The organism is Pseudomonas sp. S2_A02, assembly GCF_054668495.1.
The window spans coordinates 4,038,225-4,062,519 of sequence record NZ_CP162776.1; the positions used below are offsets into that span (position 1 = coordinate 4,038,225).

At 59.9% G+C, this 24,295-nt stretch carries 23 protein-coding genes; 15 read left to right on the forward strand and 8 right to left on the reverse strand.

Going from position 1 to position 24,295, the window contains the following annotated elements; all coding sequences use genetic code 11:
• Positions 1-224: 224 nt before the first annotated feature.
• Positions 225-1,190 carry a GlxA family transcriptional regulator gene (locus AB4O41_RS18410; RefSeq protein ID WP_460144198.1) on the forward strand — a complete coding sequence of 322 codons (966 nt, stop codon included), beginning with the start codon at positions 225-227 and terminating at the stop codon, positions 1,188-1,190.
• Positions 1,191-1,333: 143 nt separating this feature from the next.
• On the opposite strand, the gene AB4O41_RS18415 is transcribed toward AB4O41_RS18410, so the two are convergent.
• Both AB4O41_RS18415 and AB4O41_RS18420 read right to left on the reverse strand, forming a co-directional pair.
• Entirely contained in the window at positions 1,334-3,745 is a 2,412-nt protein-coding gene (locus tag AB4O41_RS18415) for a penicillin acylase family protein (RefSeq protein ID WP_460144199.1), read from the reverse strand.
• Between the two features lie 103 nt (positions 3,746-3,848).
• Entirely contained in the window at positions 3,849-4,427 is a 579-nt protein-coding gene (locus tag AB4O41_RS18420; protein ID WP_460144200.1) for a DUF6436 domain-containing protein, read from the reverse strand.
• Between the two features lie 97 nt (positions 4,428-4,524).
• On the opposite strand from AB4O41_RS18420, the gene bipL reads away from it, so the two are divergent.
• Positions 4,525-5,472: a phospholipase BipL gene (gene bipL, locus AB4O41_RS18425; protein WP_460144201.1), complete on the forward strand. Its 948-nt coding sequence runs from the start codon at positions 4,525-4,527 to the stop codon at positions 5,470-5,472.
• A 120-nt stretch (positions 5,473-5,592) separates the two neighbouring features.
• Here bipL and AB4O41_RS18430 read toward each other — a convergent pair whose 3' ends face one another.
• The gene (locus AB4O41_RS18430; protein WP_460144202.1) at positions 5,593-6,345 is read right to left on the reverse strand and encodes a DUF2059 domain-containing protein; all 753 of its coding nucleotides are present in this window, start codon (positions 6,343-6,345) and stop codon (positions 5,593-5,595) included.
• 133 nt (positions 6,346-6,478) lie between these two features.
• Between AB4O41_RS18430 and AB4O41_RS18435 the strand changes: the two genes are divergently transcribed.
• Positions 6,479-7,111 carry a 2OG-Fe(II) oxygenase gene (locus AB4O41_RS18435; RefSeq protein ID WP_460144203.1) on the forward strand — a complete coding sequence of 211 codons (633 nt, stop codon included), beginning with the start codon at positions 6,479-6,481 and terminating at the stop codon, positions 7,109-7,111.
• Between the two features lie 2 nt (positions 7,112-7,113).
• Positions 7,114-7,599, forward strand: a complete 486-nt coding sequence (locus AB4O41_RS18440; protein ID WP_460144204.1) for a 2-thiouracil desulfurase family protein — start codon at positions 7,114-7,116, stop codon at positions 7,597-7,599.
• 130 nt (positions 7,600-7,729) lie between these two features.
• On the opposite strand, the gene AB4O41_RS18445 is transcribed toward AB4O41_RS18440, so the two are convergent.
• Complete coding sequence (locus AB4O41_RS18445) at positions 7,730-8,314, reverse strand: transporter substrate-binding domain-containing protein (protein WP_460144205.1); 585 nt, start codon at positions 8,312-8,314, stop codon at positions 7,730-7,732.
• Between the two features lie 135 nt (positions 8,315-8,449).
• Between AB4O41_RS18445 and AB4O41_RS18450 the strand changes: the two genes are divergently transcribed.
• A complete protein-coding gene (locus tag AB4O41_RS18450) occupies positions 8,450-8,875 on the forward strand; it encodes a DUF4399 domain-containing protein (protein ID WP_460144206.1) in 426 nt (141 codons plus the stop codon).
• A gap of 63 nt (positions 8,876-8,938) precedes the next feature.
• On the opposite strand, the gene serA is transcribed toward AB4O41_RS18450, so the two are convergent.
• Positions 8,939-10,168, reverse strand: coding sequence for a phosphoglycerate dehydrogenase (serA, locus tag AB4O41_RS18455; protein WP_007897715.1), 1,230 nt, complete (start codon positions 10,166-10,168; stop codon positions 8,939-8,941).
• Positions 10,169-10,372: 204 nt separating this feature from the next.
• Between serA and AB4O41_RS18460 the strand changes: the two genes are divergently transcribed.
• From AB4O41_RS18460 to AB4O41_RS18475, 4 genes are all read left to right on the forward strand, one after another.
• Positions 10,373-11,767: an FAD-binding oxidoreductase gene (locus tag AB4O41_RS18460; protein WP_367373349.1), complete on the forward strand. Its 1,395-nt coding sequence runs from the start codon at positions 10,373-10,375 to the stop codon at positions 11,765-11,767.
• Positions 11,768-11,803: 36 nt separating this feature from the next.
• Positions 11,804-12,469 carry a fumarylacetoacetate hydrolase family protein gene (locus tag AB4O41_RS18465; protein WP_460144207.1) on the forward strand — a complete coding sequence of 222 codons (666 nt, stop codon included), beginning with the start codon at positions 11,804-11,806 and terminating at the stop codon, positions 12,467-12,469.
• Between the two features lie 274 nt (positions 12,470-12,743).
• On the forward strand, positions 12,744-13,697 hold the full coding sequence (locus AB4O41_RS18470; protein WP_460144208.1) for an SdiA-regulated domain-containing protein: 954 nt from the start codon (positions 12,744-12,746) through the stop codon (positions 13,695-13,697).
• Positions 13,698-13,820: 123 nt separating this feature from the next.
• Complete coding sequence (locus AB4O41_RS18475; RefSeq protein WP_460144209.1) at positions 13,821-14,738, forward strand: SdiA-regulated domain-containing protein; 918 nt, start codon at positions 13,821-13,823, stop codon at positions 14,736-14,738.
• A gap of 123 nt (positions 14,739-14,861) precedes the next feature.
• On the opposite strand, the gene rpiA is transcribed toward AB4O41_RS18475, so the two are convergent.
• The gene (rpiA, locus tag AB4O41_RS18480; RefSeq protein WP_007897721.1) at positions 14,862-15,536 is read right to left on the reverse strand and encodes a ribose-5-phosphate isomerase RpiA; all 675 of its coding nucleotides are present in this window, start codon (positions 15,534-15,536) and stop codon (positions 14,862-14,864) included.
• 338 nt (positions 15,537-15,874) lie between these two features.
• On the opposite strand from rpiA, the gene ilvA reads away from it, so the two are divergent.
• Positions 15,875-17,389, forward strand: a complete 1,515-nt coding sequence (gene ilvA / locus AB4O41_RS18485) for a threonine ammonia-lyase, biosynthetic (protein ID WP_095052484.1) — start codon at positions 15,875-15,877, stop codon at positions 17,387-17,389.
• A 39-nt stretch (positions 17,390-17,428) separates the two neighbouring features.
• Positions 17,429-17,857 (forward strand): DUF2269 domain-containing protein, encoded by a 429-nt coding sequence (locus AB4O41_RS18490; protein ID WP_460144210.1) that lies wholly within the window; start codon positions 17,429-17,431, stop codon positions 17,855-17,857.
• Positions 17,858-17,977: 120 nt separating this feature from the next.
• On the opposite strand, the gene AB4O41_RS18495 is transcribed toward AB4O41_RS18490, so the two are convergent.
• Entirely contained in the window at positions 17,978-18,634 is a 657-nt protein-coding gene (locus AB4O41_RS18495) for a histidinol-phosphatase (protein WP_460144211.1), read from the reverse strand.
• Between the two features lie 143 nt (positions 18,635-18,777).
• Between AB4O41_RS18495 and AB4O41_RS18500 the strand changes: the two genes are divergently transcribed.
• Together AB4O41_RS18500 and ptsP are read left to right on the forward strand one after the other, a co-directional pair.
• Positions 18,778-19,257, forward strand: a complete 480-nt coding sequence (locus AB4O41_RS18500) for an RNA pyrophosphohydrolase (protein WP_007897732.1) — start codon at positions 18,778-18,780, stop codon at positions 19,255-19,257.
• A 22-nt stretch (positions 19,258-19,279) separates the two neighbouring features.
• Positions 19,280-21,559 carry a phosphoenolpyruvate--protein phosphotransferase gene (ptsP, locus tag AB4O41_RS18505; RefSeq protein WP_460144212.1) on the forward strand — a complete coding sequence of 760 codons (2,280 nt, stop codon included), beginning with the start codon at positions 19,280-19,282 and terminating at the stop codon, positions 21,557-21,559.
• Positions 21,560-21,719: 160 nt separating this feature from the next.
• On the opposite strand, the gene AB4O41_RS18510 is transcribed toward ptsP, so the two are convergent.
• Entirely contained in the window at positions 21,720-22,466 is a 747-nt protein-coding gene (locus AB4O41_RS18510) for an NRDE family protein (protein ID WP_460144213.1), read from the reverse strand.
• Between the two features lie 134 nt (positions 22,467-22,600).
• On the opposite strand from AB4O41_RS18510, the gene AB4O41_RS18515 reads away from it, so the two are divergent.
• Both AB4O41_RS18515 and lgt read left to right on the forward strand, forming a co-directional pair.
• On the forward strand, positions 22,601-23,383 hold the full coding sequence (locus AB4O41_RS18515) for a sulfite exporter TauE/SafE family protein (protein ID WP_123361009.1): 783 nt from the start codon (positions 22,601-22,603) through the stop codon (positions 23,381-23,383).
• 82 nt (positions 23,384-23,465) lie between these two features.
• The gene (lgt, locus tag AB4O41_RS18520; protein WP_460144214.1) at positions 23,466-24,272 is read left to right on the forward strand and encodes a prolipoprotein diacylglyceryl transferase; all 807 of its coding nucleotides are present in this window, start codon (positions 23,466-23,468) and stop codon (positions 24,270-24,272) included.
• The last annotated feature ends 23 nt before the right edge of the window (positions 24,273-24,295 follow it).

The following is a 24,295-nucleotide window of genomic DNA, read 5'->3' on the forward strand; positions in this document are numbered from 1 at the left end:
GCTCTCGCCAGAGACGGGCCCAAGATACCGTTCGAACTGTACGAGTGAGTGTGGAGGGTTGGAGCACGATCTACGTCACAGGCAAAAAGCCTAAGGAGCTGCACGGCTTCCAGGTCCCTCCCTCGATGATCAGTCGAGAACTATCGCTCCTGATGGAGCAATAGTCGAGATACAAGGAGCTGCCGAAGGCTGCGATCTTTTCAATTTGAAGGTGAACTTGAACCATGCACAAAACCGTTGCCATCGTGGTGTTCCCAGGCGTCCAGTCGCTGGATGTCACCGGCCCCATGGATGTGTTTTCCGAAGCCAATCGTTTCCTGGCCCCGCAGGATCACTATCGGCTGGAGGTGATCGGCGTCGAGCATGGGGTGATGGCGTGCTCCAACGGTTTGTCACTCAATGCCCACCGGCATTTCAGTGAAGTGCTGGAGGCTTATGATTTGCTGTTGGTGGCCGGCGGGCCGCAGTTGCCGTTCCTGAATTTTGGCGCGGCGTTCGATACCTGGTTGCGCGATGCCTGCGCGCGGTCGCAATGCTTCGGCTCGATCTGCAACGGCGCCTTCATGCTCGCCCGGGCCGGATTGCTCGACGGGCGAACAGTCACCACCCATTGGGGCGATGCCGCGGCGCTGGCGCAGTTGTGCCCGTCGACTCAGGTCGAGGCTGATCGTTTGTACGTGCAGGACGGCGAGCTTTACACCTCGGCCGGGGTTACGGCGGGGATCGATCTGTCGCTGTATCTGCTGGCTCGGGATCACGGGCCGGACGTGGCACTCAGCGTGGCCAAGCGGTTGGTGGTATTCACTCAGCGCTCCGGCGGGCAATCGCAGTTCAGCCCGTTCCTCACGCCCCATGCCGAACCAACTTCGGCGGTGGCGCTGGTCCAGCTCTATGTGTTGGCCAACCTCAATGGCGACCTGACCATCGCTGATCTGGCCAACGCCGCCAATATGAGTGCGCGCAACTTTTCCCGGGTGTTCGCCAAGGAGGCGAAAATCACCCCGGCGGAGTTCGTCGAGCGGGCGAGGGTGGATGCGGCGCGGGTGATGCTCGAAAGCACCCATGCCCCGCTGAAAACCGTGGCGTATCAATGTGGGTTTCGCGACGCCCAGCACATGCGCAGTGTGTTCAACCGCAGGCTGGGGGTGACGCCGCAGCAGTTCAGGTTGAATTTTGCGGTGATGGTTTAGCGGCAATTTGTGTTGCTTGTCAGGGCCTCTTCGCGAGCAAGCCCGCTCCCACAGGTTTTGTGTTGATTGCAAGATTGTTGCTTCACACCGATCACTGTGGGAGCGGGCTTGCCCGCGATGACGTCAGTTCAACCAACAGAAATCTATTGCCCTGAACGCGCTGGCAACAGCTTCAACGTACTGCGGGTATTGGCCGTCACTTCTTCATCATTGAAATGCGCCTGGTAGTAGACCCCCTCGATATACGCCTCGGCCTGATCGGTATAGTGGCTGTCGAACGGCACGCCGCTCTGCCCGACCGGGTTGATGGTCAGGCTGTGGGCCGGGTCGGCGAAGTCGATCAGCCGTCGCGTCGACGGGCCGTAAGTCACGGGCCACGGCGCCGGGCCGATCTTGGCCGAGAGGTTGTTCGGCACTTCGTGGGTGCCGGGCGCCGCGAACGGGCCGACGTTGAAGATCCGCTCCAGCGGTTTCTGCGTCCCCAGCGGATGGCCATGAGTCAGGGTGTGCGCCTTGCCCCACTTCCATTGCGTGGAATCAGCGCCAAGGGTGGTCTTGAGGTGAGCCATGCTCGCTTGCCAGGCAACCTTGACTGTATCGGCGCGGGTTTCTTTGCCGGGGGTGTTGCGGTTGTCCCACCACGGTGAATCGGCGGAGGCCGCCAGACGCGGCAGTGCGGCATCGATCACCCGAGTCGGGAGCAGCGTTTCGAAGAAGTCATTGCCCAGTTCATCGCGCATCGCCGCGTCGGCAAGGTTGAACAAGAACTGGTTGAACAGCGTGGCGCTGATGGAGTCCAGCGGATAATCGCCGCTCCACTGCGCCAGTTGCTCCACCAGTTTGAGCTCGGCGGGATCGCTCACTACTTCACGCAGTACCGGTAGCAACGGCGCCAGCAAACGCGGACCGTAGTCGGTGGTGGTGCCCAGTTGCAGCTTCTGGTTGGCCTCGTTGTCCCACTTCACGTTCTTGTCGCTGAGTTGACGATTGAGCTGCTGACCGCGATCGGCGAGGTTGTAGTAACCGGGAATTTCCATGCCGGTCGGCGACACCGGCTGGAAGTTGGCCGAGACGATATAGCCTCGCGCCGGGTTCTCTTCCTGTGGGTTGGCACTGAACGGGTAAAAGCCTTCCTTGTCTGCCTGAGGGGTGCTGCCGTCGAGAATGAAACCGGGTTTCACTCCGGCCGGGCGCTTGGGCAGTAGCGCCGAGGCCCACCAACCGATGTCGCCCTTGGCGTTGGCGTAGACAATGTTCAGCCCCGGTGCCTGAACCTTGGACGACGCGGCGCGGGCCTTGGCCAGGGTGTCGGCGCGGTTGAGCTGATAGAAGCCGTCGAGGATCGGATTCGGCGTCTCGAGGAAGGCCCACCACATGGCGACCGGCGTCTTGCCGGCGGCGGTGCCGAGTGCATCGTTGATGATCGGGCCGTGGGGCGACTGGCGCAGGGTCAGCGTAACCGGTGACTGGCCTTTGACCGCGATCTGTTGTTCGGTATTGACCATGTCGACCCACTGGCCGCGATACCAGACCTGGTTCGGGTTGTCCGGGTTGACCTTCTCGGCGATCAGGTCCAGATCGTCATTCTGGAACATCGTCAGGCTCCAGCCGAAGTCCAGGTTGTGGCCAAGAAACGCAAACGGCACCAGCGCCTGATGGTAGCCATAAAGCTCGAAACCCGGTGCCGACAGGTGCGCTTCGTACCACACCGACGGCACCGAGAAGCGAATGTGTGGGTCTCCGGCCAGCAGAGGCTTGCCGCTTTTGCTGCGGTTGCCGGAAATCGCCCAGGCATTGCTGCCTTCGAATTGTGGCAGGCCATTGTCGGCCAGCGCCTGCTCACTCAAACGGGCAAGGGCGTTCAGACCCTTCCAGTCATTGGCGGTAAGGGCCGGTGCAGGGTTGGCGCGCCTTTTGGCCAACACGCCTTGGGGCTGCCAGTCGAGATCGAAGATGTTCAGGTACTCGGCGCCCAGTTGGTCACGCACGTAAGTCAGCAACGGTTCGGTGCGAAACGCCGCAGCAAAGCTGTAAGCCATGTAGCCGGCGATGCTGATGCTGTCTTCGGCGGTGAAAGGGCGCTTGGGGATCCCCAGCACATCGAACTCTACCGGCGCAGCGTGGCTGTCCTGATATTGGTTGATGCCGTCCAGATAAGCTTGCAGGGCCTTCCACGCCGGCGACTGACGATCCAGCGCGGCCACGTAGCTTTCAGCCCGTTCGCGGATGCGCAGGCTGCGAAACAGTTTGTCGGTGTCGAGCAGTTTCGGACCGAGGACTTCGGCCAGTTCCCCACGGGCCAAACGCCGCACGGCTTCCATCTGGAACAGTCGGTCCTGGGCCTGCACATAGCCGAGGGCGCGGTAGAGGTCGGTTTCGTTTTCGGCACGAATATGCGGCACGCCGCGTACGTCGTAGCGCACGGTCACCGAACCATGCAGGTGCTGCAACGCCACCTGGCCCTGGCGCGTCGGTTGCTTGCTGTACACATACCAGCCGCCCCCGGCGACGAGTACGACGATCAGCAAGGCAAGTACGGTCAGGACGCGTTTCATGGTGACTCCTTGTTCTTTCGGGATTGCTGCCCGTGTGGGCTGCAAACGTGTAGCACAGACCTCCTGTGCCGGGCATTGCGGTCCTGGAAAAGTCGGGAACGTCTTACTTCGCTTGCGCAGGCCACGGGCAGTAGCAACCCACCGCCAGCGTATGGGTGGCATTCACCGCCCGGCCTTCGTTCAGCGCTTGCAGGATGGGCTCGATAAAACTGTTGCTCGAATTGCAGGTCAGGCCTTCGCTGTACGGACCGAAATACGCCAGCTTGCCACTGCGGTCCCAGATCGCCACCGCCGGGCTGGCGGGGATCTGTTCGGAACCTGGCAGGACGGTGATGGTTTTAAGGCGACTCAAGGTGCCGGGCAACTGACCATGACTGCCGGGCTTTTGTACCGCATAAAACTCGACGCCCTGCGGTGCATAGCGCTCAACCAGTTCGGTCAGGTGTTGTTGGTTGCCGACATTGCACGGGCAGGCCGGGTCCCAGAAGTGCACCAGGCGGATGGCGCCGGGGCCGGCGAGTTCGTCCGGCAGGCGCAAGGGGTCGCCGGAGAACACCGCAGTGTGCGAACTGAAGGCGCGCAAGTAGCGCCCCTGAAACCAGTCATAGGCGGCCCACAGCACGCCGGCACACACAAGGGCGAGCAGGCTGGCAAGCAGTGTGGTGCGGTAGGCCGGACGCATGGGTTTCAATCCTCGAAGGTCGGCTAGCTTGCCATGCTTGCCGCGACAGATGAATATCGCAGACCCATAAAGTCCGTTTCGCGCTCTGGAATAGCCCATGTCTGCCACTTTCAACCCCGATCATTTGCGTGCCAGCCTGCGGCCATTGGCCGAGTGGCAGCCGCTGTCGGCGGAGGCCATGACCTACCAGCTTTTTTATGGGCTGGATTTTCCCCGACGAACCTTGCGCAGTGGCCTGGGGCGTTTCGAGATCGATGGCTATGAGGTGGTCAGCCAACTCTGGTGGCCCGAGCGGGCGAAGGCGACGCTGTTTCTGTTTCACGGCTTCTACGATCACACCGGGCTCTATCGGCATGTGATCGAGTGGGCGCTGGACCAGGGTTTTGCGGTGATCGCCTGTGACCTGCCGGGGCATGGCCTTTCCAGCGGCGAACGGGCGAGCATCAAGGATTTCGCCGAGTATCAGAGCACGCTGCAAGGGCTGTTGGCCGAGGCGCAATCGCTGGGCCTTCCGCAGCCCTGGCACCTGTGCGGGCAAAGCACCGGCGGGGCGATCGTGATCGATCATGTGCTCAATCAGGGCGCGCACAGTCCCGCGCAGGGGCAAGTGATTCTGCTGTCGCCACTGGTGCGACCGCGAGCCTGGGGCTGGTCGCAGCTCAGTTATTACCTGCTCAAGCCGTTCGTCAAAGGCATCGCCCGGCGTTTCAGCGAGAACTCCAACGACCCTGACTTCCTTGCATTCCTGCAAGCCGATCCGCTGCAACCGCTGCGTTTGCCAACGGCCTGGGTCGGTGCACTGGGTCGATGGATCAAGCGCATCGAAGCGGCACCGCACAGCCCGCGGCGGCCGCTAATCGTGCAGGGGCAGGCGGACATGACCGTGGATTGGCAGCACAACCTTGAGGTATTGCGGGGCAAGTTCGATCGGCCTCAGGTGCTGATGCTGCCTGAGGCGCGGCATCATCTGGCGAATGAGTCAGCGGGATTGCGGCAGGAGTATTTCGGGTTTTTGAGCAGGCGGATGAAGGGGCGGAATCTTTAGCGGTAATTACGACCCCATCGCGAGCAGGCTCGCTCCCACATTAGACCGTGTTTGTCTGGGTAACCCGGTCAACTGTGGGAGCGGGCTTGCTCGCGAAAGCGATCTTCCAGACGCTGAATATTATTGACTGAGGCTCGACGTACTCTGCCCCACCGCCAACCCCGCCCGAATCGCCGCCAATGCCGCTTGGTAGTAAGTCTTGCCTTCAGTGGACTCGGCAAACGTCGCGAACTCTTCCAGCTCGTCATCCGACAGGTCGCGATAGACATACAGCAGCGTGTTGTTCAGATCGGCGCCGATCTGCTCCATCAGGCGCTGGCGCTGGCCGTTCAACATGCCTTGCGCCTGACCGCCACCGAGCAGGCCGGGGATCATCGAACTCAGGCTGTCGGCCGCCACGCCCGCGATCGCCAGGCTGACTTCAGCGCCGGCCTCGCGAGCGGGCAGGGCTTGGGCGAGGTGGCCGATGATGAGTTGACGGGTATCGCTGGCCTGAATTTTCGGCAAGCCCTTGACGTTTTTCGCCAATTGGTCGCGACGGGTCGCCAGCAATTCGGCGGCGACGATTTTTTTGCCCAGGGGGGATTGAAAGAAGGTCAGCGCGGGTTTCGGATCGGCAAGATTTTTGCGCAGCTGCGCTTCGGCACGCTGGTCCATGGCCTTGGGAGCAAAACGCTGATTGCTGTTGTTGACCAGAGCCTGGAACACCGCCGGCGGCAGGCTGTTTTGGTAACGCTGCTGAGCGGCCGAAAGAGCATCGTTGAAATGCGCGCGTTGTTCTGGCCAACCGGCGACCTTGTACAACTGGTCGTGGCCGTCCGCCCAAGCGGGCAAAACGCAGAACATCAACAGTGAGAAAAGCAAGCGACGCATAGGGACTCCTGTCAGCAGGCGACTATTCTCCGTGCGGCATTCGTACTTGTCGAGAATTCGTATCAGGTTGAGTGCCTTATCCGACCAATCCTCCGCTACGCGGCTCTGTCGGATTTGCGGGCACAGGAATACTATGCGCGCCATGCAAATATCCTCTGATCATCCGCTGCTGTTACGTATCGTCGACGACCTGGCTGAGCGCGGCTGGTCGCGGCAGAATATTTTCCTGCCTCTGGATCTGACCCAGGCGCTGGCAGCCGAGTGCCGAAAACGTGCCGCTGAGGGTGAGCTCGCCCCGGCCGCCGTGGGGCGCGGGCCGTTTTCGGAAATTCGCGAGGGCATTCGTGGTGACCATATCCAGTGGATCGAACCCGGTCAGGCCGAGGCCTGCGACCGTTATCTGGGGTTGATGGACAGCCTGCGTGAGGCGATGAATCGCGGTTTGTTTCTGGGCCTGGAAGATTTCGAAAGCCATTTCGCTCTGTACCCGCCTGGCGCTTTCTACCTAAAGCATGTCGACCGTTTCCGCGACGACGATCGGCGCATGGTCTCGGCGGTGATCTACCTCAATGACGGCTGGCTGCCCGAGCATGGCGGTCAGCTGCGCATGTACCTCGACAAAGGCGTCGAACACGATGTGGTGCCCACCGGCGGATGCCTGGTGGTGTTCCTGTCGGGCGAAGTCCCTCACGAAGTGCTGCCCGCGACCCGTGATCGCCTGTCGTTGACGGGCTGGTTCCGTCGTCGTGGCAACGAGCCGTTCTGATCATGCAAAAGATTCTGGTAAGCCGCTGTTTGCTCGGTCACCGCGTCCGTTACGACGGCGGCGCCAGTGGGCCATTCAACCTGTTGGAACAGTGGATTGCCGAAGGCCGGGTGGTGCCGTTGTGCCCGGAAGTCGCCGGCGGTTTACCGACGCCAAGGGCCGCGGCGGAGATTCCGGGCGGGCAGGGCGCTGAAGTGCTTGATGGCCTTGCGTCGGTCATCACCACCGAGGGCGAGGACGTCAGTGCCGAGTTTCTTTCGGGGGCTTATCAGGCGCTGGAACTGGTGCAGCAGCACGGCATCCGCATTGCCGTGCTCAAGGCCAACAGCCCGTCTTGCGGGAATCTGCTGACCTATGACGGGACGTTCAGTGGCGTGAAGGTCAGTGGTGAGGGGGTCACCGCGGCATTGCTCAAGCGCAATGGTGTCCAGGTTTTCAGCGAGCGGGAGTTGGCCGAAGCGGCGCAGGCTCTGACAGCCCTGAACTAGCGCTCCCTGCACAAATCCCTGTGGGAGCGGGCTTGCCCGCGATGGCGGTTTAACATTCAACATCGATGCTGGATGTTATGGCCTCATCGCGGGCAAGCCCGCTCCCACAGGGTTACTCGTCAGCCTCAAATCAGGGTTTCGGCGCCACACCCGTATCAGCCCCGAACCATTTCTGCTCCAGCGCCTCCAATCGGCCATCCGCCTTGATCCGCTGCAAGGCGTTTTCGAGGCTGGCGTGGAACGCCGGGTTACCCTTCTGAAACGGAATCGCCAGGCTCACGGTCTGGCTGGCTTTCGGCTTTTCCTCCGTCAGTGACTGCACCAATAGTATTGAGCGCGGTTCTTCCTTCTGCGCGATCAATTGCGCATCGGTTTGAATGTAAGGTTGGCTGAAGTCGAAACGCTCCGTGAGCGCCGGGGTCTCTGTGATGTGATTGATGGCCACGTCGTATTTGCCACTTTCGACACCGGTCAACAGATCGCCGGAATCGGTGACGACAAAGTCGGCGCGCACATCCAGCTCAGCGGCCAGCAACTGCCCCAGCTCGACCTCGAACCCGGTCAGTTTGTCGTCCTCCTTGAAGTTGAAGGGCGGTGTATTAGCCTCAAGGGCAATGCGCAATTCGCCGCGGTCGTTTACATCGTCAATCAGTTCGGCATGAGCCAAAGGGCTCAAAAGGGGTAGCAGGCAGATCAGGCCAGGCAAAAAACGCATGGTCACTCCTTTGAATTCATTTATCGCGACGCGCTGTTCAGGCTCGCTTTGCTATGGTTATTGAGTGACTTCGACAACGAATGGCCGTGAAGTTGTCACGGTCGAGCGGATTTTACGGAAAAACTGGAGAAGAGAATGAAAAGCTTTATGTCACGTGCAGCGTTGGCTGGCCTGTTGCTGGGTGCATCGATGCTGGCTACGGCTGCTACACCGGCTCCCAAAGGTGCAGAAGTGTCCATCGTTTCTCCTGCGGACGGAGCCACGGTTCCCCAGACCTTCACCGTCAAATTCGCTGTGAAGAACATCGCGCTGGCGCCTGCCGGCGATGTCACCAAGAACACGGGGCATCATCACTTGCTGATCGATGTCGACAAACTGCCCGCCGCCGGTGCACCTATCCCGATGGATACCAATCATATGCACTTCGGCAAAGCGCAGACTCAGGCCGAAATCAAACTGGCACCGGGCAAGCACACCTTGCAGCTCGAGCTGGGCGACAGCGGTCATATGCCGTTCGATCCGCCTATCGTGTCGGAGAAAATCACCGTCAACGTTAAGTAACATTTGTCGCGCCCATGAAAAAGGAGACCCGAAGGTCTCCTTTTTTTGTCACTCAAGTCACTATCAGAACAACACGCGGCAACGAATGGTGCCGTTGATGTGCTGCAGCTTCTCTTGCGCCATTTCCGAGTATTCGGCATCGACGTCGATTACGACGTAGCCGACTTTCTCGTTGGTCTGCAGGAACTGACCGGAAATGTTGATACCGTTTTCGGCGAAGACCTTGTTGATCTCGCTCATCACACCCGGAATGTTCTCGTGGATGTGCAGCAGACGGTGCTTGCCAGGGTGAGCCGGCAGAGCCACTTCCGGGAAGTTCACGGACGATACCGAAGTACCGTTGTCGCTGTACTTGACCAGTTTTTCCGCCACTTCCAGACCAATGTTGGCCTGCGCTTCAGCGGTGGAACCACCGATGTGCGGGGTCAGGATCACGTTGTCCAAGCCACGCAGCGGGCTTTCGAACTCTTCTTCGTTGGAGCGCGGCTCCACTGGGAATACGTCGATGGCCGCACCGATCAGGTGCTTGTCCTTGATCGCGTCCGCCAGGGCGTCCAGTTCAACAACAGTGCCGCGAGCAGCGTTGATCAGGATGCCGCCCTTCTTGATGGCGCGGATTTCTTTCTCACCGATCATCCACTGGGTGGCTGCGGTTTCCGGAACGTGCAGGGTGACGATGTCGGACATACCCAACAGCTCGTGCAGGTTGCCGACCTGGGTGGCGTTACCCAGTGGCAGCTTGGTCACGGTGTCGTAGAAGTACACCTGCATGCCAAGGCCTTCAGCCAGAACAGACAATTGAGTACCGATCGAGCCGTAACCGACGATGCCGAGCTTCTTGCCACGGATTTCGAAGGAATTGGCTGCGCTCTTGATCCAGCCGCCACGGTGGCAGGAAGCGTTCTTCTCAGGAATGCCGCGCAGCAACAGGATCGCCTCGGCCAATACCAGCTCGGCTACGGAGCGAGTGTTGGAGTACGGCGCGTTGAATACCGCGATGCCGCGTTCGCGAGCCGCGTTGAGGTCGACCTGGTTGGTGCCGATGCAGAAACAGCCGACAGCCACCAGTTTCTTCGCGTGATCGAAGATCTCTTCGGTCAGTTGAGTGCGGGAGCGAATGCCGATGAAGTGAGCATCAGCGATCTTTTCCTTCAGCTGGGCTTCCGGCAGAGAACCTGTGAGGTACTCGATGCTGGTGTAGCCCGCCGCCTTTAGGACGTCGACAGCCGATTGGTGGACGCCTTCGAGAAGAAGGAACTTGATCTTGCTCTTATCGAGAGAAGTCTTGCTCATCTGCGTAAACCTGTGTCCCGGAGAAAAATGGCAGGAAATGGTCAACAGATGCTGACCCGGACGGCAAGAAAGCCGTCGCCGCAGAACAGCCTTTGGGCACTATCCTGCGGGGTCGGTATGCTAGCATATGCACCCCGCTAAACACTCATTCCTGCGACGTGAAGCGTCTTCAGGATGACCATGAATTGTTCGAGAGTTCTGTCGATGACCAATCCTGCCCTGATTGATGAGCTGAAGACCCTGGTTGAGCCTGGCAAGGTGCTGACCGACGCCGACTCCCTGAATGCTTACGGTAAGGATTGGACCAAGCATTTCGCCCCGGCCCCGACGGCCATCGTGTTTCCCAAGACCACCGAGCAGGTCCAGGCCATTGTTCGTTGGGCCAATGAACACAAGGTGGCGCTGGTGCCGTCCGGCGGTCGTACCGGGCTTTCGGCTGCGGCTGTGGCCGCCAATGGCGAAGTGGTCGTGTCCTTCGACTATATGAATCAGATCCTCGACGTGAACCTGACCGACCGCACGGCCGTTTGTCAGCCAGGCGTGGTCACCGAGCAATTACAGAACAAAGCCGAAGAACACGGTCTGTACTACCCGGTGGACTTCGCGTCGGCAGGTTCCAGCCAGATTGGCGGCAATATCGGCACCAATGCCGGCGGGATCAAGGTGATTCGCTACGGCATGACCCGCAACTGGGTAGCCGGCATGAAGGTCGTCACCGGTAAGGGCGATCTGCTTGAACTGAACAAAGACTTGATCAAGAACGCCACCGGCTACGACCTGCGTCAGCTATTTATCGGCGCCGAAGGCACGCTGGGTTTTGTGGTCGAGGCCACCATGCGTCTGGATCGTGCGCCGAAAAACCTCACTGCAATGGTCCTCGGCACCGCCGATTTCGATTCGATCATGCCGGTATTGCACGCGTTCCAGAGCAAACTTGACCTGACCGCCTTCGAATTCTTCTCCGACAAAGCTCTGGCCAAGGTTATGGCGCGCGGCGATGTGCCGGCACCGTTTGAATCCGATTGCCCGTTCTACGCGCTGCTGGAATTCGAAGCGACCACTGAAGAAGTGGCCAACCACGCCCTGGAAACCTTCGAGCACTGCGTCGAGGAAGGCTGGGTGCTGGACGGCGTGATGAGCCAGAGCGAAACCCAGTTGCAGAATCTCTGGAAGCTGCGCGAATACATCTCCGAAACCATTTCCCACTGGACGCCGTACAAGAACGACATTTCGGTCACTGTGTCGAAAGTCCCGGGGTTCCTGAAGGAGATTGACGCGATCGTCGGCGAACATTACCCGGATTTCGAAATCGTCTGGTTCGGCCACATTGGCGACGGCAACCTGCACCTGAACATCCTCAAGCCGGACAACCTGAGCAAGGACGAGTTCTTCGCCAAGTGCGCGACCGTCAACAAGTGGGTGTTTGAAACCGTCGAGAAGTACAACGGTTCGATTTCCGCTGAACACGGTGTGGGCATGACCAAACGTGACTACTTGACCTATAGCCGGTCGCCGGTTGAGATCGAGTACATGAAAGCCGTCAAAGCGGTGTTCGATCCGAACGGCATCATGAACCCGGGCAAGATTTTCGCTGTTTGATTCTTCGAACTTAAAAGCACGAAGCAGGAGTCGGTAATGAGCTATCAGCACCAGTATGTCGACGGTACGCGTATTCATTTCCCGCTGGGGAAAGTGGTATGCATCGGCCGCAACTACGCCGAACACGCCAAGGAACTGGACAATCCGGTGCCTACCGAGCCACTGCTGTTCATCAAACCGGGCAGTTGCGTGGTGCTGCTGGAAGGCGGTTTCAGCATTCCAACCGAGCGTGGTTCGGTGCATTACGAAGCGGAAATCGCCGTATTGATCGGTAAGCCGTTGTCGACCAAACCGAGCCGTGAAGAAGTGCTGGACGCCATCTCCGGCATCGCCCCGGCGCTGGACCTGACCCTGCGCGACAAACAGGCCGAGCTGAAAGCCAAGGGCCTGCCGTGGGAAATCGCCAAGTCCTTCGACGGCGCAGCGGTGATTGCGCCATTCGTGGCGGGCAGTACCTTCGCCGACCTGACCGACATTGGCATCCGCCTGACCATCAATGGCGAAGTTCGCCAGGATGGCAACAGCAAGGACATGCTGAACCCGATCGTGCCGATGATCCAGTACATGGCCGGCTGCTTCTCGCTGCAGGCCGGTGATGTGATTCTCACGGGTACGCCGGTGGGCGTTGGCCCGCTGAATGTCGGTGACGAACTGGTGCTCGAACTGCCAGGCGCCAGCCGCTTCACCAGTAGCGTGCGCTGATCCAACTGTGGGAGCGGGCTTGCTCGCGAAGAGGTCGTCAAATCCAACATCAATGTTGGATGACAGACCGCATTCGCGAGCAAGTCGAATCGTCGCACCGCCGCTCCCACATTGGTTTGTGATCCTTCCTGCAAATCGCATCTGCCCGCACAGGGTAATCCCGCCATTTCCCGTTTTTTTCACATTTTGTCCGGATAATTCCGGGGCTTCTGGCGTCTGAGCCAGTCCCAATGTGCTATTACCCATAGCCTGAATTTCTGGAACGCATCCCTGCATGGCCACCCAACCGCTGCCCAAGTTGAAAACTGCCCGCCGCTCGCGCTTTGTCATGCGGTGGTATTCCTGGCTTTTGCTGGTGGCGGCTGCCGTGTATAGCCTGATGTTTGCGATGCACTGGGATGATCGCGGCGTGCTCTGGGTGATGGAGCGTTTCGAAAGCCCGGCCGAACGTCAAGAGAGTGTCTGGCTGCCGGATTACCGGGCGGTGATCGACGCCAAGCTGCTCCCGGGCATGGAGAAGGACGAAGCATCGGACGTGTCTTACGACCCGCAGACCAAAACCCTGTTTGCAGTGATGGGCAAGAACCCGTTCCTGGTGGAGTTGACCTTGCAGGGCGACGTATTGCGCAAGATGCCGCTGGTGGGCTGGAGCAATCCGGAAGGGGTCACAGTGATGGGCAACGGTTTGCTGGCGATTACCGATGAGCGCGAACACCTGCTCTCCATCGTCAAGGTTGATGCCGATACTCGCGAGCTGAATATCGCCAATTTCCCGAAATACGACCTCGGCCCGTCGAAAAACCAGAATAAAGGCTTCGAGGCAGTCGTATGGGATGCACGCACCCAGCAATTATTGCTGGGTGAAGAGCGCCCGCCAGCGCTGTTCAGCTGGAAAAGCGACGGCAGTCAGACCCTCAAGGGCGACAAGCAAAAGCTGTCCGGCGACGAACTGGATGTCCGCAACCTGTCGGCTTTGGCCATCGACCCACGCACTGGCCATACCCTGGTGTTGTCCGCCGACTCTCATTTGTTGCTGGAATTGGACGAGAAAGGCCAGCAGGTCAGTTTCATGACCTTGCTCGGTGGTTTCAATGGTCTGAAGAAAACCATTCCCCGTGCCGAAGGCGTGACGATGGACGAAGCGGGCACGTTGTACATGGTGAGTGAGCCGAACCTGTTCTACCGGTTCGAAAAACAACCGGAGCTGCCGAAGGCTGCGATCTTTTGATCTTTTGGCGCCGACAAAGTTGTTGAAAGTCAAAAGATCGCAGCCTTCGGCACCTCCTGCGCCATTAAGCTTGAGTTCATACGTGGTATTTCATCCGCCCGTCTTGTTGCCGAGCTCGCCTGAATGCGCCGACTTGCCCGTCCCAAACCCCTGATGCTGATCCTGTCGGTAATTGCGCTGATCGTGCTGATTGCTGTCGGCCAGTACCTGCGTCTGTTCGAGCGCTCCTGGTTCAATGTGCAGGCGTTATGGCAGCCGATGAATGCCCAGTCGATTGGTCTGGATCAGTATCAGGCAGTGATCGAGGCGCAAGTCATTGAAGGTCTGGACGCCGATGTTTCGGCGCTGACCTTCGATCCCGTGCGCAAAAGCCTGTTCACCGTCACCAATAAAAATGCCGAACTGATTGAATTGTCCCTGGAGGGCAAAATCCTGCAACGTGTGGCGCTGATCGGGTTTGGCGATCCTGAAGCGGTGGAATTCATCAGTGCTGACACTTACGTGATCACCGACGAGCGCCAGCAACGGCTGATCAAGATTCATCTGGAGAAGGACACGACGTTCCTCGATGCCGCGGATGCCGAGCAGATGACCCTCGGCGTGCACATGAGCGGCAACAAAGGATTTGAAGGGTTGGCCTATGACTCGGCGGGCAAGCGCTTGTTCGTCGCCAAGGAGCGCGACCCAATGCTGATCTACGAAGTTCAGGGCTTCCCTCATTACAATCCGGAGAAATCCTACGCGGTGCATGTGGTGAACAACCCCAAGCGCGATGCCGGGATGTTCGTGCGAGACCTGTCGAGCCTGCAATACGACGAGCGCAGTGGCCATCTGCTGGCGCTGTCCGATGAGTCACGACTGATTCTGGAGCTGGATGTCGATGGGCGACCGCTGACCACCCTGTCACTGAGCAAGGGACGTCAGGGATTGCAAAAGACTGTGCCGCAAGCAGAAGGCATCGCCATGGACGACGACGGCACCCTGTACCTCGTCAGCGAGCCGAATCTTTTCTACGTCTTCAAAAAACCACCGCAACCCTGACAAACACCCCAAAACAAATGTGGGAGCGGGCTTGCTCGCGAAAGCGGTGTGTCAGCAACATTGATGTCAACTGACACTCCCTCTTCGCGAGCAAGCCCGCTCCCACACTGTTTGGTGTTTGCCTTATTGGGCGCGCAGGGTTTTCACACCTTCACTCGTCCCCAGCAACAGCAAATCGGCCGGGCGGGCTGCGAACAAACCGTTGGTGACCACGCCGACGATGGCATTGATCTGTGTTTCCAGCTCCACCGGGTTGGTGATCTGCATGTTGAACACATCGAGGATGATGTTGCCGTTGTCGGTCAGCACGCCTTCACGGTAAACCGGGTCGCCGCCGAGCTTCACCAGTTGGCGGGCTACGTGGCTGCGGGCCATCGGGATCACTTCCACCGGCAGCGGGAACGCACCGAGCACCGGCACCAGTTTGCTGGCGTCGGCGATGCAGATGAAGGTCTTGGCCACGGCCGCGACAATCTTCTCGCGGGTCAGGGCCGCGCCGCCGCCCTTGATCAGGTTCAGGTGCTCGTCGCTTTCGTCGGCGCCGTCGACGTAGAACTCCAGGTCGCTGACGGTATTGAGCTCATACACCGGAATGCCGTGGCCCTTGAGGCGGGCGGCGGTGGCTTCGGAACTGGCGACCGCGCCATCGAATGCGCCTTTGTGCTTGGCCAGGGCATCGATGAAGCAGTTGGCGGTGGAGCCGGTGCCGACCCCGACGATGCTTTTGTCGTCGAGTTTTGGAAGGATGAAGTCGACGGCGGCCTGGGCTACGGCCTGTTTGAGTTGATCCTGGGTCATGCGGGCTCCGAAGTGCCGAAAGGGGAACGAAAGGCCGGCATTATAGGCCTCGCGATGAGGAAGGTCATTGCCGGTATGTCGAATGGTGGCGACGGAGCTTGCCTGTGGCGAGGGGGCTTGCCCCCGTTGGAGCGCGCAACGCTCCCCGGCATTCTTTCAGACAGTCTCGCGTAAGCAGGTTTTGCGACTGCTTCGCAGCCGAACGGGGGGCAAGCCCCCTCGTCACAATGGATCCGCGGTGTCTGCGAAGCCTGAAACCTCATGATTCGTGTGGTCGCCCGCCCAAAAGCCGGGTTAGACTCCTTGACCCTGCCCAACCCGCTCAGTGATGCTTTCCGATGCTCGAACAGTACGTCAAAAAGATCCTCACCTCGCGCGTTTATGACGTTGCCGTAGAAACCCCATTGCAGACTGCCCGCCAGCTCTCCGAGCGGCTGGGCAACGATATCTGGCTCAAGCGTGAAGACTTGCAGCCGGTGTTCTCGTTCAAGATTCGCGGCGCCTACAACAAGTTGACGCAGCTGAGCGATGAAGAGCGCGCTCGCGGCGTGGTCACCGCGTCGGCGGGCAATCACGCGCAAGGCCTGGCCCTGGCGGCCAAGGTTCTAGGCGTGAAAGCGACCATCGTGATGCCCAAGACCACCCCGGAGATCAAGGTCGAAGGCGTGCGTTCTCGCGGCGGCAAAGTGGTGCTGCACGGGGATTCGTTCCCGGAAGCCCTGGCCTACTCGCTGAAACTGGTCGACGAAAAAGGCTACGTCTACATTCACCCTTACGACGATCCTCACACCATTGCCGGGCAGGGCACGGTGGCCATGGAGATTCTGCGCCAGCACCCGGGGCGTCTGGATGCGATCTTCGTTCCGGTGGGCGGCGGCGGGCTGATCGCCGGGATCGCGGCGTACGTAAAATACCTGCGCCCGGACATCAAAATCATCGGCGTCGAACCGGATGACTCCAACTGCCTGCAAGCCGCCATGGCAGCCGGCGAGCGCGTGGTTTTGCCGACCGTGGGTCTCTTCGCCGATGGCGTTGCTGTGGCCCAGATCGGTCAGCACACTTTCGATATCTGCAAAGACTACGTAGACGAAGTCATCACCGTCAGCACCGACGAGATCTGTGCGGCAATCAAGGATATCTACGACGATACCCGCTCAATCACTGAACCTGCTGGCGCCTTGGGCGTGGCCGGGATCAAGAAATATGTCGAGCAACGCGGTGTCACGGGGCATACCTTCGTGGCCATCGACTCCGGCGCCAACGTCAACTTCGACCGCTTGCGCCACGTGGCCGAGCGCGCTGAACTGGGCGAGGGTCGCGAAGCCATCATCGCCGTGACCATTCCCGAGAAACCGGGCAGCTTCAAGGCGTTCTGCGAAGCGATCGGCAAGCGTCAGATCACCGAATTCAACTACCGCTACAACACTGGCAGCGAAGCGCACATCTTTGTCGGCGTGCAGACGCATCCGGAAAACGACCCGCGCAGTGCACTGCTCGCCAGTCTCACCGAGCAGGGTTTCCCGGTGCTCGACCTGACCGACAACGAACTGGCCAAGTTGCACATCCGCCACATGGTAGGCGGGCGTGCCGCCCAGGTTGTCGATGAAGTGGTGCTGCGCTTCGAGTTCCCGGAGCGTCCGGGTGCATTGTTCAACTTCCTCAACAAACTCGGCGGGCGCTGGAACATTTCGATGTTCCACTACCGCAACCACGGCGCGGCTGATGGCCGCGTGGTCGCAGGCCTGCAAGTACCGCACGACGAGCGTCACCTGGTACCGGCTGCGCTGGAAGAAATCGGCTACCCGTACTGGGACGAAAGCGACAACCCGGCCTATAAGCTGTTTCTCGGCTGAGCGGCTACGCTGACGAGCAAGTCATAAGGAAATCGAACAATGGAAACGTTAACCGCCCTTAAAATCGCTCACATAGTGGCGACGGTGGTGCTATTGATCAGCGCACTGGGGCTGGCGATCTGGGTCTGGCGCGCACGCCGTGCCGGTGATGCAACGACGGGAAGTCGCACCTTGCAACGACCGCTGGTATTCATCTGGCTATTGATGGGCCTGGCACTGCTGAGCATGCCGTTCACCGGTTGGTGGATGGTGCATCTGGTGGGCTGGCCGTTGGGGCAGACCTGGCTGTTGGCTTCCAGTGTGCTCTATACCGTGGCGGCGCTGGGATGGTTCTGGCTGGTGGTGCGGCTCAATCGGCTGCGCCAGGCGCCCGCTGGGGGGAGTGGGAAGTTTACGTTTGCGTTGGCGCTGTTCAGCTTTGTCTGCTTTGTCGCCATTGCGGGGTTGATGGGGGCCAAGCCGGTTTAAGGCTACAGACCGAGTTGACCCAATCGCGGGCAAGCCCGCTCCCACAGGGATCTCTGGTGTGAATGCTATTTACGCCATACCGTAGAACCTGTGGGAGCGGGCTTGCCCGCGATGGCGATATCAATCGCGCAACGAAATCACCGGCCAACCACGCTTTTCAGCCTCGGCCCGCAGATTTACATCCGGATCAACAGCAATCGGATTCGTCACCTGTTCCAGCAACGGCAAGTCATTCATCGAATCGCTGTAGAAATAGCTGTCTTCCAGGTTATGGCCAGTCTCTTCCAGCCAACGAATCAACCGGGTCACCTTGCCTTCACGGAAGCATGGAACATCGGTGCTGCGCCCGCTGTAGCGGCCATCAACCATTTCACACTCGGTGGCGATCAGGGTTTCGACGCCTAAGCGTGCTGCAATCGGCCCGGTCACAAAGCGGTTGGTGGCGGTGATGATCACCAGCTTGTCGCCGGCCTCACGGTGCTTGGCCAGCAGTTCGATAGCCTTGGGCAGAACGATCGGCTCGATGCAATCGCGCATGTAGTCCAGATGCCATTGATCCAGCGTGGCCATCTCGGTGCGGCCGAGAACTTCCAGGCAGAAGTTCAGGTACGCGTCGTTATCCAGCTTGCCGGCCAGGTAATCCTGATAGAACTCGTCGTTGCGTGCCTTGTAGGCGACGGCGTCGAGGAAACCGCGTTCGCACAGATAATCGCCCCAGGCGTGGTCACTGTCACCGCCCAGAAGCGTGTTGTCCAAGTCGAATAAAGCCAGCCGCATTGCAGTTACTCGCTGAAAAGTCTGTAGAAAGGTGTCCAGAATACGGACTTTTCACAAGAGTGCACATAAGGTAGGTCGGCTCGTTGCTGCTTTCACAACCTTTGTGGAACAATGCGACGACATGCGTTTGCGAGGTTGTTGCCGTGATCGACCCCGATGGTTTCCGCCCCAATGTCGGGATCATTCTGACGAATGATGCCGGCCAGGTGCTATGGGCTCGCCGTATCAATCAAGATGCCTGGCAGTTTCCACAGGGAGGGATCAACCCCCAGGAGACGCCGGAAGACGCCTTGTACCGCGAGTTGAACGAAGAAGTGGGCCTGGAGCGCGAAGATGTTGAAATACTCGCCTGCACCCGGGGCTGGTTGCGCTATCGTTTGCCGCAACGTCTGGTCAGGACGCACAGCCAACCGCTGTGCATCGGCCAGAAGCAGAAATGGTTTCTCCTGCGCCTGATCTCCAACGAGCAGCGGGTGCGGATGGATTTGACCGGTAAACCGGAATTCGATGGCTGGCGCTGGGTCAGTTATTGGTATCCGTTGGGCCAGGTGGTGACATTCAAGCGCGAGGTTTATCGCCGCGCTCTCAAAGAGCTTGCCCCGCGCCTTTTAGCGCGCGACTGACGACGGAGTTCGACCCCGAGCCATGCTCAATACGCTGCGCAAGATCGTCCAGGAAGTTAACTCCGCCAAGGATCTCAAGGCGGCGTTGGGGATTATTGTGTTGCGCGTCAAAGAGGCCATGGGCAGCCAGGTCTGCTCGGTCTACCTGCTTGACCCAGAGACCAATCGCTTCGTGCTGATGGCCACCGAGGGCTTGAACAAGCGCTCGATCGGCAAAGTCAGCATGGCACCCAACGAAGGTCTGGTCGGCCTGGTCGGCACGCGTGAAGAACCCCTGAACCTCGAAAACGCCGCGGATCACCCGCGCTACCGTTACTTCGCCGAGACCGGTGAAGAGCGCTACGCCTCGTTCCTCGGGGCGCCGATCATTCACCACCGTCGCGTCGTCGGCGTGTTGGTCATTCAGCAAAAAGAACGCCGCCAGTTCGATGAGGGTGAAGAAGCCTTCCTCGTGACCATGAGCGCGCAACTTGCCGGCGTTATCGCCCACGCCGAGGCCACCGGCTCGATCCGTGGCCTGGGCCGTCAGGGCAAAGGTATCCAGGAAGCAAAGTTCGTCGGTGTACCGGGCTCACCGGGCGCGGCGGTCGGAACCGCGGTTGTCATGCTGCCGCCGGCCGATCTGGACGTGGTGCCGGACAAGACCATCACCGACATCAACGCGGAACTTGGCCTGTTCAAGACCGCCATCGAGGGCGTGCGCGCCGACATGCGTGCCTTGTCCGCCAAACTGGCCACCCAGCTGCGGCCTGAAGAGCGGGCGCTGTTCGACGTTTATCTGATGATGCTCGACGATGCCTCTCTCGGCAGCGAAATCACCACGGTGATCAAGACCGGTCAGTGGGCCCAGGGCGCGTTGCGTCAGGTGGTCACAGAACACGTCAACCGTTTCGAGTTGATGGACGACGCCTACCTGCGTGAGCGCGCCTCGGACGTCAAAGACCTCGGTCGGCGCTTGCTGGCTTATCTGCAGGAAGAGCGGCAGCAGACCCTGGTCTACCCCGACAACACCATTCTGGTCAGCGAAGAACTGACGCCGGCGATGCTCGGCGAGGTGCCGGAAGGCAAGCTGGTGGGGTTGGTGTCGGTACTCGGTTCCGGCAACTCCCACGTGGCGATCCTGGCGCGCGCCATGGGTATTCCGACGGTGATGGGCCTGGTCGACTTGCCGTACTCCAAGGTCGACGGCATCCAGATGATCGTCGACGGCTACCACGGTGAGGTCTATACCAACCCGAGTGATGTGCTGCGCAAGCAGTTCGCCGAGGTGGTCGAGGAAGAGAAGCAACTGGCCCTCGGTCTGGATGCACTGCGGGACCTGCCGTGCATCACGGTCGACGGTCACCGCATGCCGCTGTGGGTCAACACTGGCCTGCTGGCGGACGTGGCACGGGCGCAGAAGCGCGGCGCCGAGGGCGTGGGTCTGTACCGCACCGAAGTGCCGTTCATGATCAACCAGCGCTTCCCGAGCGAAAAAGAGCAGCTGGCGATCTATCGCGAGCAACTCGCCGCGTTTCATCCGCAACCGGTGACCATGCGCAGCCTGGACATCGGCGGCGACAAGGCACTGTCGTACTTCCCGATCAAGGAAGACAACCCGTTCCTCGGCTGGCGCGGCATTCGCGTGACGCTCGACCACCCGGAAATCTTCCTGGTGCAGACCCGCGCCATGCTCAAGGCCAGCGAAGGCTTGAACAACCTGCGCATTCTGCTGCCGATGATTTCCGGCACCCATGAGCTGGAAGAAGCCCTGCACCTGATTCACCGAGCCTGGGGCGAAGTCCGCGACGAAGGCACCGACGTGCCGATGCCGCCGGTTGGCGTGATGATCGAGATTCCGGCGGCGGTGTATCAGACCAAGGAACTGGCGCGACAAGTGGACTTCCTGTCGGTCGGCTCCAACGACCTGACCCAGTACTTGCTGGCCGTGGACCGCAACAACCCGCGGGTGGCCGATCTCTACGACTACCTGCACCCGGCGGTATTACAAGCCTTGCAGAACGTCGTGCGTGATGCCCATGCCGAAGGCAAGCCCGTGAGTATCTGCGGCGAAATGGCCGGTGACCCGGCGGCGGCGGTGTTATTGATGGCGATGGGCTTCGACAGTCTGTCGATGAACGCCACCAACTTGCCAAAAGTGAAGTGGATGCTGCGTCAGATCAACTTGAGCAAGGCCAAGGAATTGCTGGCTGAGCTGATGACCATCGACAACCCGCAAGTTATCCACAGCTCGCTGCAGTTGGCGCTGAAGAATCTTGGGTTGGCGCGGATGATTAATCCGGCTTCGGTTAAAACCCTCTAAAACGCTGAGGGCCTGTGGCGAGGGAGCTTGCTCCCGTTCGGCTGCGAAGCAGTCGTAATCCGGCCGATGCGATCTTTCTGAAAGAACGCATTGGCCGGATCGGGAGCGCTTCGCACTCCAGCGGGAGCAAGCTCCCTCGCCACAATTAATCGCCCGAGCTTCAAACCCTGATCTCTACCTCCCCCAAATGCCCCCCATACGGCCCGAAACTCCGTTCGACCATATGCCGCCCCCCATCCGCCTGAACAATCAGCGCCGTGCTCGCCCGTGTCCCGTAAGTCGGGCTCTTGATAAACACGCTCGACAACAACGTCTCGGTAGTCTGCCCCACGCCAGTGTCCGGCAGTTCGGAGAGCGGCGCCGTCTGCGGGTCGCTGAGCAAGGCCAATAGCGCCTGCGGCTGCGGATCGCCCAACACCTCGCTCAATGCTGCCTTGGCTTTGAGCACTTTTGGCCACGGCGTATCCAGCCCCGCGTTCGATAGGCCATAAACCCCAGGTTTGAGCATGACCGCCTCTGTCTCACGGGCATTGAAGTGCCACAGCTCGTTGGCATTGCCGATCAGCAGGTTAAACCCGGCATATTCCAGCGAACGTGCAACAACGTCCCTCAAGTAGTCGTCAATCGACATGTCCCCGCTAAGAAACTGCGCCACCAGTTCACCCCGCGATTTGCGCGCTGGCGGTTGAAGGGGATCTCGGATGTTGGTCAGTGCGGCGAAGCGCCCGTTGGCGCCGACACCGAGCCACGTACCGCCAGCCTCAAGGTCGCGACCGGCGTACACGTGCGGGGCTTGCGGCCATTGCGCCAAGGGCAGGCTGGGCCGGGCATAGAATTCGTCGCGGTTGGCCGCCACGATCAGTGGCTGGGCATGACCCGGTCGCCAGGCAAAAACAATCAGGCACATAAGGTGGTCCTTGTGTGTTTTTTGCTCACTCTACGCAGACATCGCTCATCGATCCATCGCCATCCACAGTGGAGCCCGAGGCCATGCTTCCGTTACCATGCCGCTCCTGATTCGGGATGCTTGGGGATGCGGACATGGAATTTCTGCTCTATCTGGCGCTGGGCGCCTGTGCGGGCGTGCTGGCCGGGCTGTTTGGAGTAGGCGGCGGGATCATCATTGTCCCGGTGCTGGTGTTTAGTTTCACCTTGCAGGGATTTGATGCGTCGATCCTGACGCATCTGGCAGTCGGCACCTCGCTGGCGACGATCATCTTTACGTCGGTCAATGCGGTTCGCGAGCATCATCGCCGCGGTGCCGTGCGTTGGCCGATTTTTGCCTGGATGACGCTGGGCATTCTGATCGGTGCCGGTTTCGGCGCGCTGACCGCCGAGGCGATCTCCGGGCCGCATTTGCAGAAGATCATCGGCGTATTCGCGCTGATCATCGCCGTTCAACTCGCTTTGGACTTCAAGCCCAAGGCCAGCCGAACGGTGCCGGGCAAAGTCGGTCTGACCGTGGCTGGCAGCGTGATTGGCTGGGCCTCGGCGATTTTCGGGATTGGCGGCGGCTCGTTGACCGTGCCGTTCCTGACCTGGCGCAGCGTGCCGATGCAGCAGGCGGTGGCCACTTCGTCGGCCTGTGGCCTGCCAATCGCCCTGGCCAGTGCATTAAGTTTCATGATTCTGGGGTGGCACGATCCACTGCTGCCGGCCCATAGTCTCGGTTTTGTTTATTTGCCGGCGCTGCTGGGGATCGCCCTGACCAGCATGGTTTTCGCCCGCCTCGGTGCGCGACTGGCCCACACGCTGTCGCCGCGCTTGCTGAAAAGACTGTTTGCCGCTTTGCTGTTTTGCGTCGGCTTGAGCTTCCTGCTCTGACGCATCGCGCAATCCTGGCTTAATCCTGGTGTGACAGCGTCGCCCGGGAATTTGAAGGTTTCAACTCTAACGAGGAGTCGCAATGCTGCCTTACCCGCAGATCGACCCGGTGGCCCTGGCCATCGGTCCGCTGAAAATCCACTGGTACGGCCTGATGTACCTGATCGGCATCGGCGGTGCATGGCTGTTGGCGTCCCGTCGACTGAACCGCTTCGACCCGACCTGGAGCAAAGAGAAACTCTCCGACATGGTGTTCTGGATGTCGATGGGCGTCATCGTCGGCGGCCGTTTGGGTTATGTGCTTTTCTACGACCTGAGCGCCTACATCGCCAACCCACTGCTGATCTTCGAAGTGTGGAAGGGCGGCATGTCGTTCCATGGCGGATTTATCGGTGTGATGCTGGCGGCGCTGTGGTTCGGTAAAAAGAATGACAAGTCGTTCTTCCAGCTGATGGACTTCGTCGCGCCGATGGTGCCGATCGGCCTGGGTGCCGGGCGCATCGGTAACTTCATCAACGCCGAGTTGTGGGGCAAGGCGACCGACGTGCCGTGGGCGATGGTCTTCCCGACCGATCCGGCGCAACTGGCGCGTCATCCGTCGCAGCTGTACCAGTTCGCGCTGGAAGGCGTGGCGCTGTTCGCGATCCTCTGGCTGTTCTCGCGCAAGCCGCGGCCGACCATGGCGGTGTCCGGGATGTTCGCGCTGTTCTATGGCATCTTCCGTTTCATCGTCGAATTCGTTCGCGTGCCGGATGCGCAACTGGGCTATCTGGCGTGGAACTGGCTGACCATGGGCCAGGTGCTGTGCGTACCGATGATCGTCGGCGGTCTGTTCTTGATCTGGCTGGCTTATCGGCGCGCCCCGGCGGCCCCCGCAGCTGCTGTATAAGAAGCAAACGCTATAAATTCGAA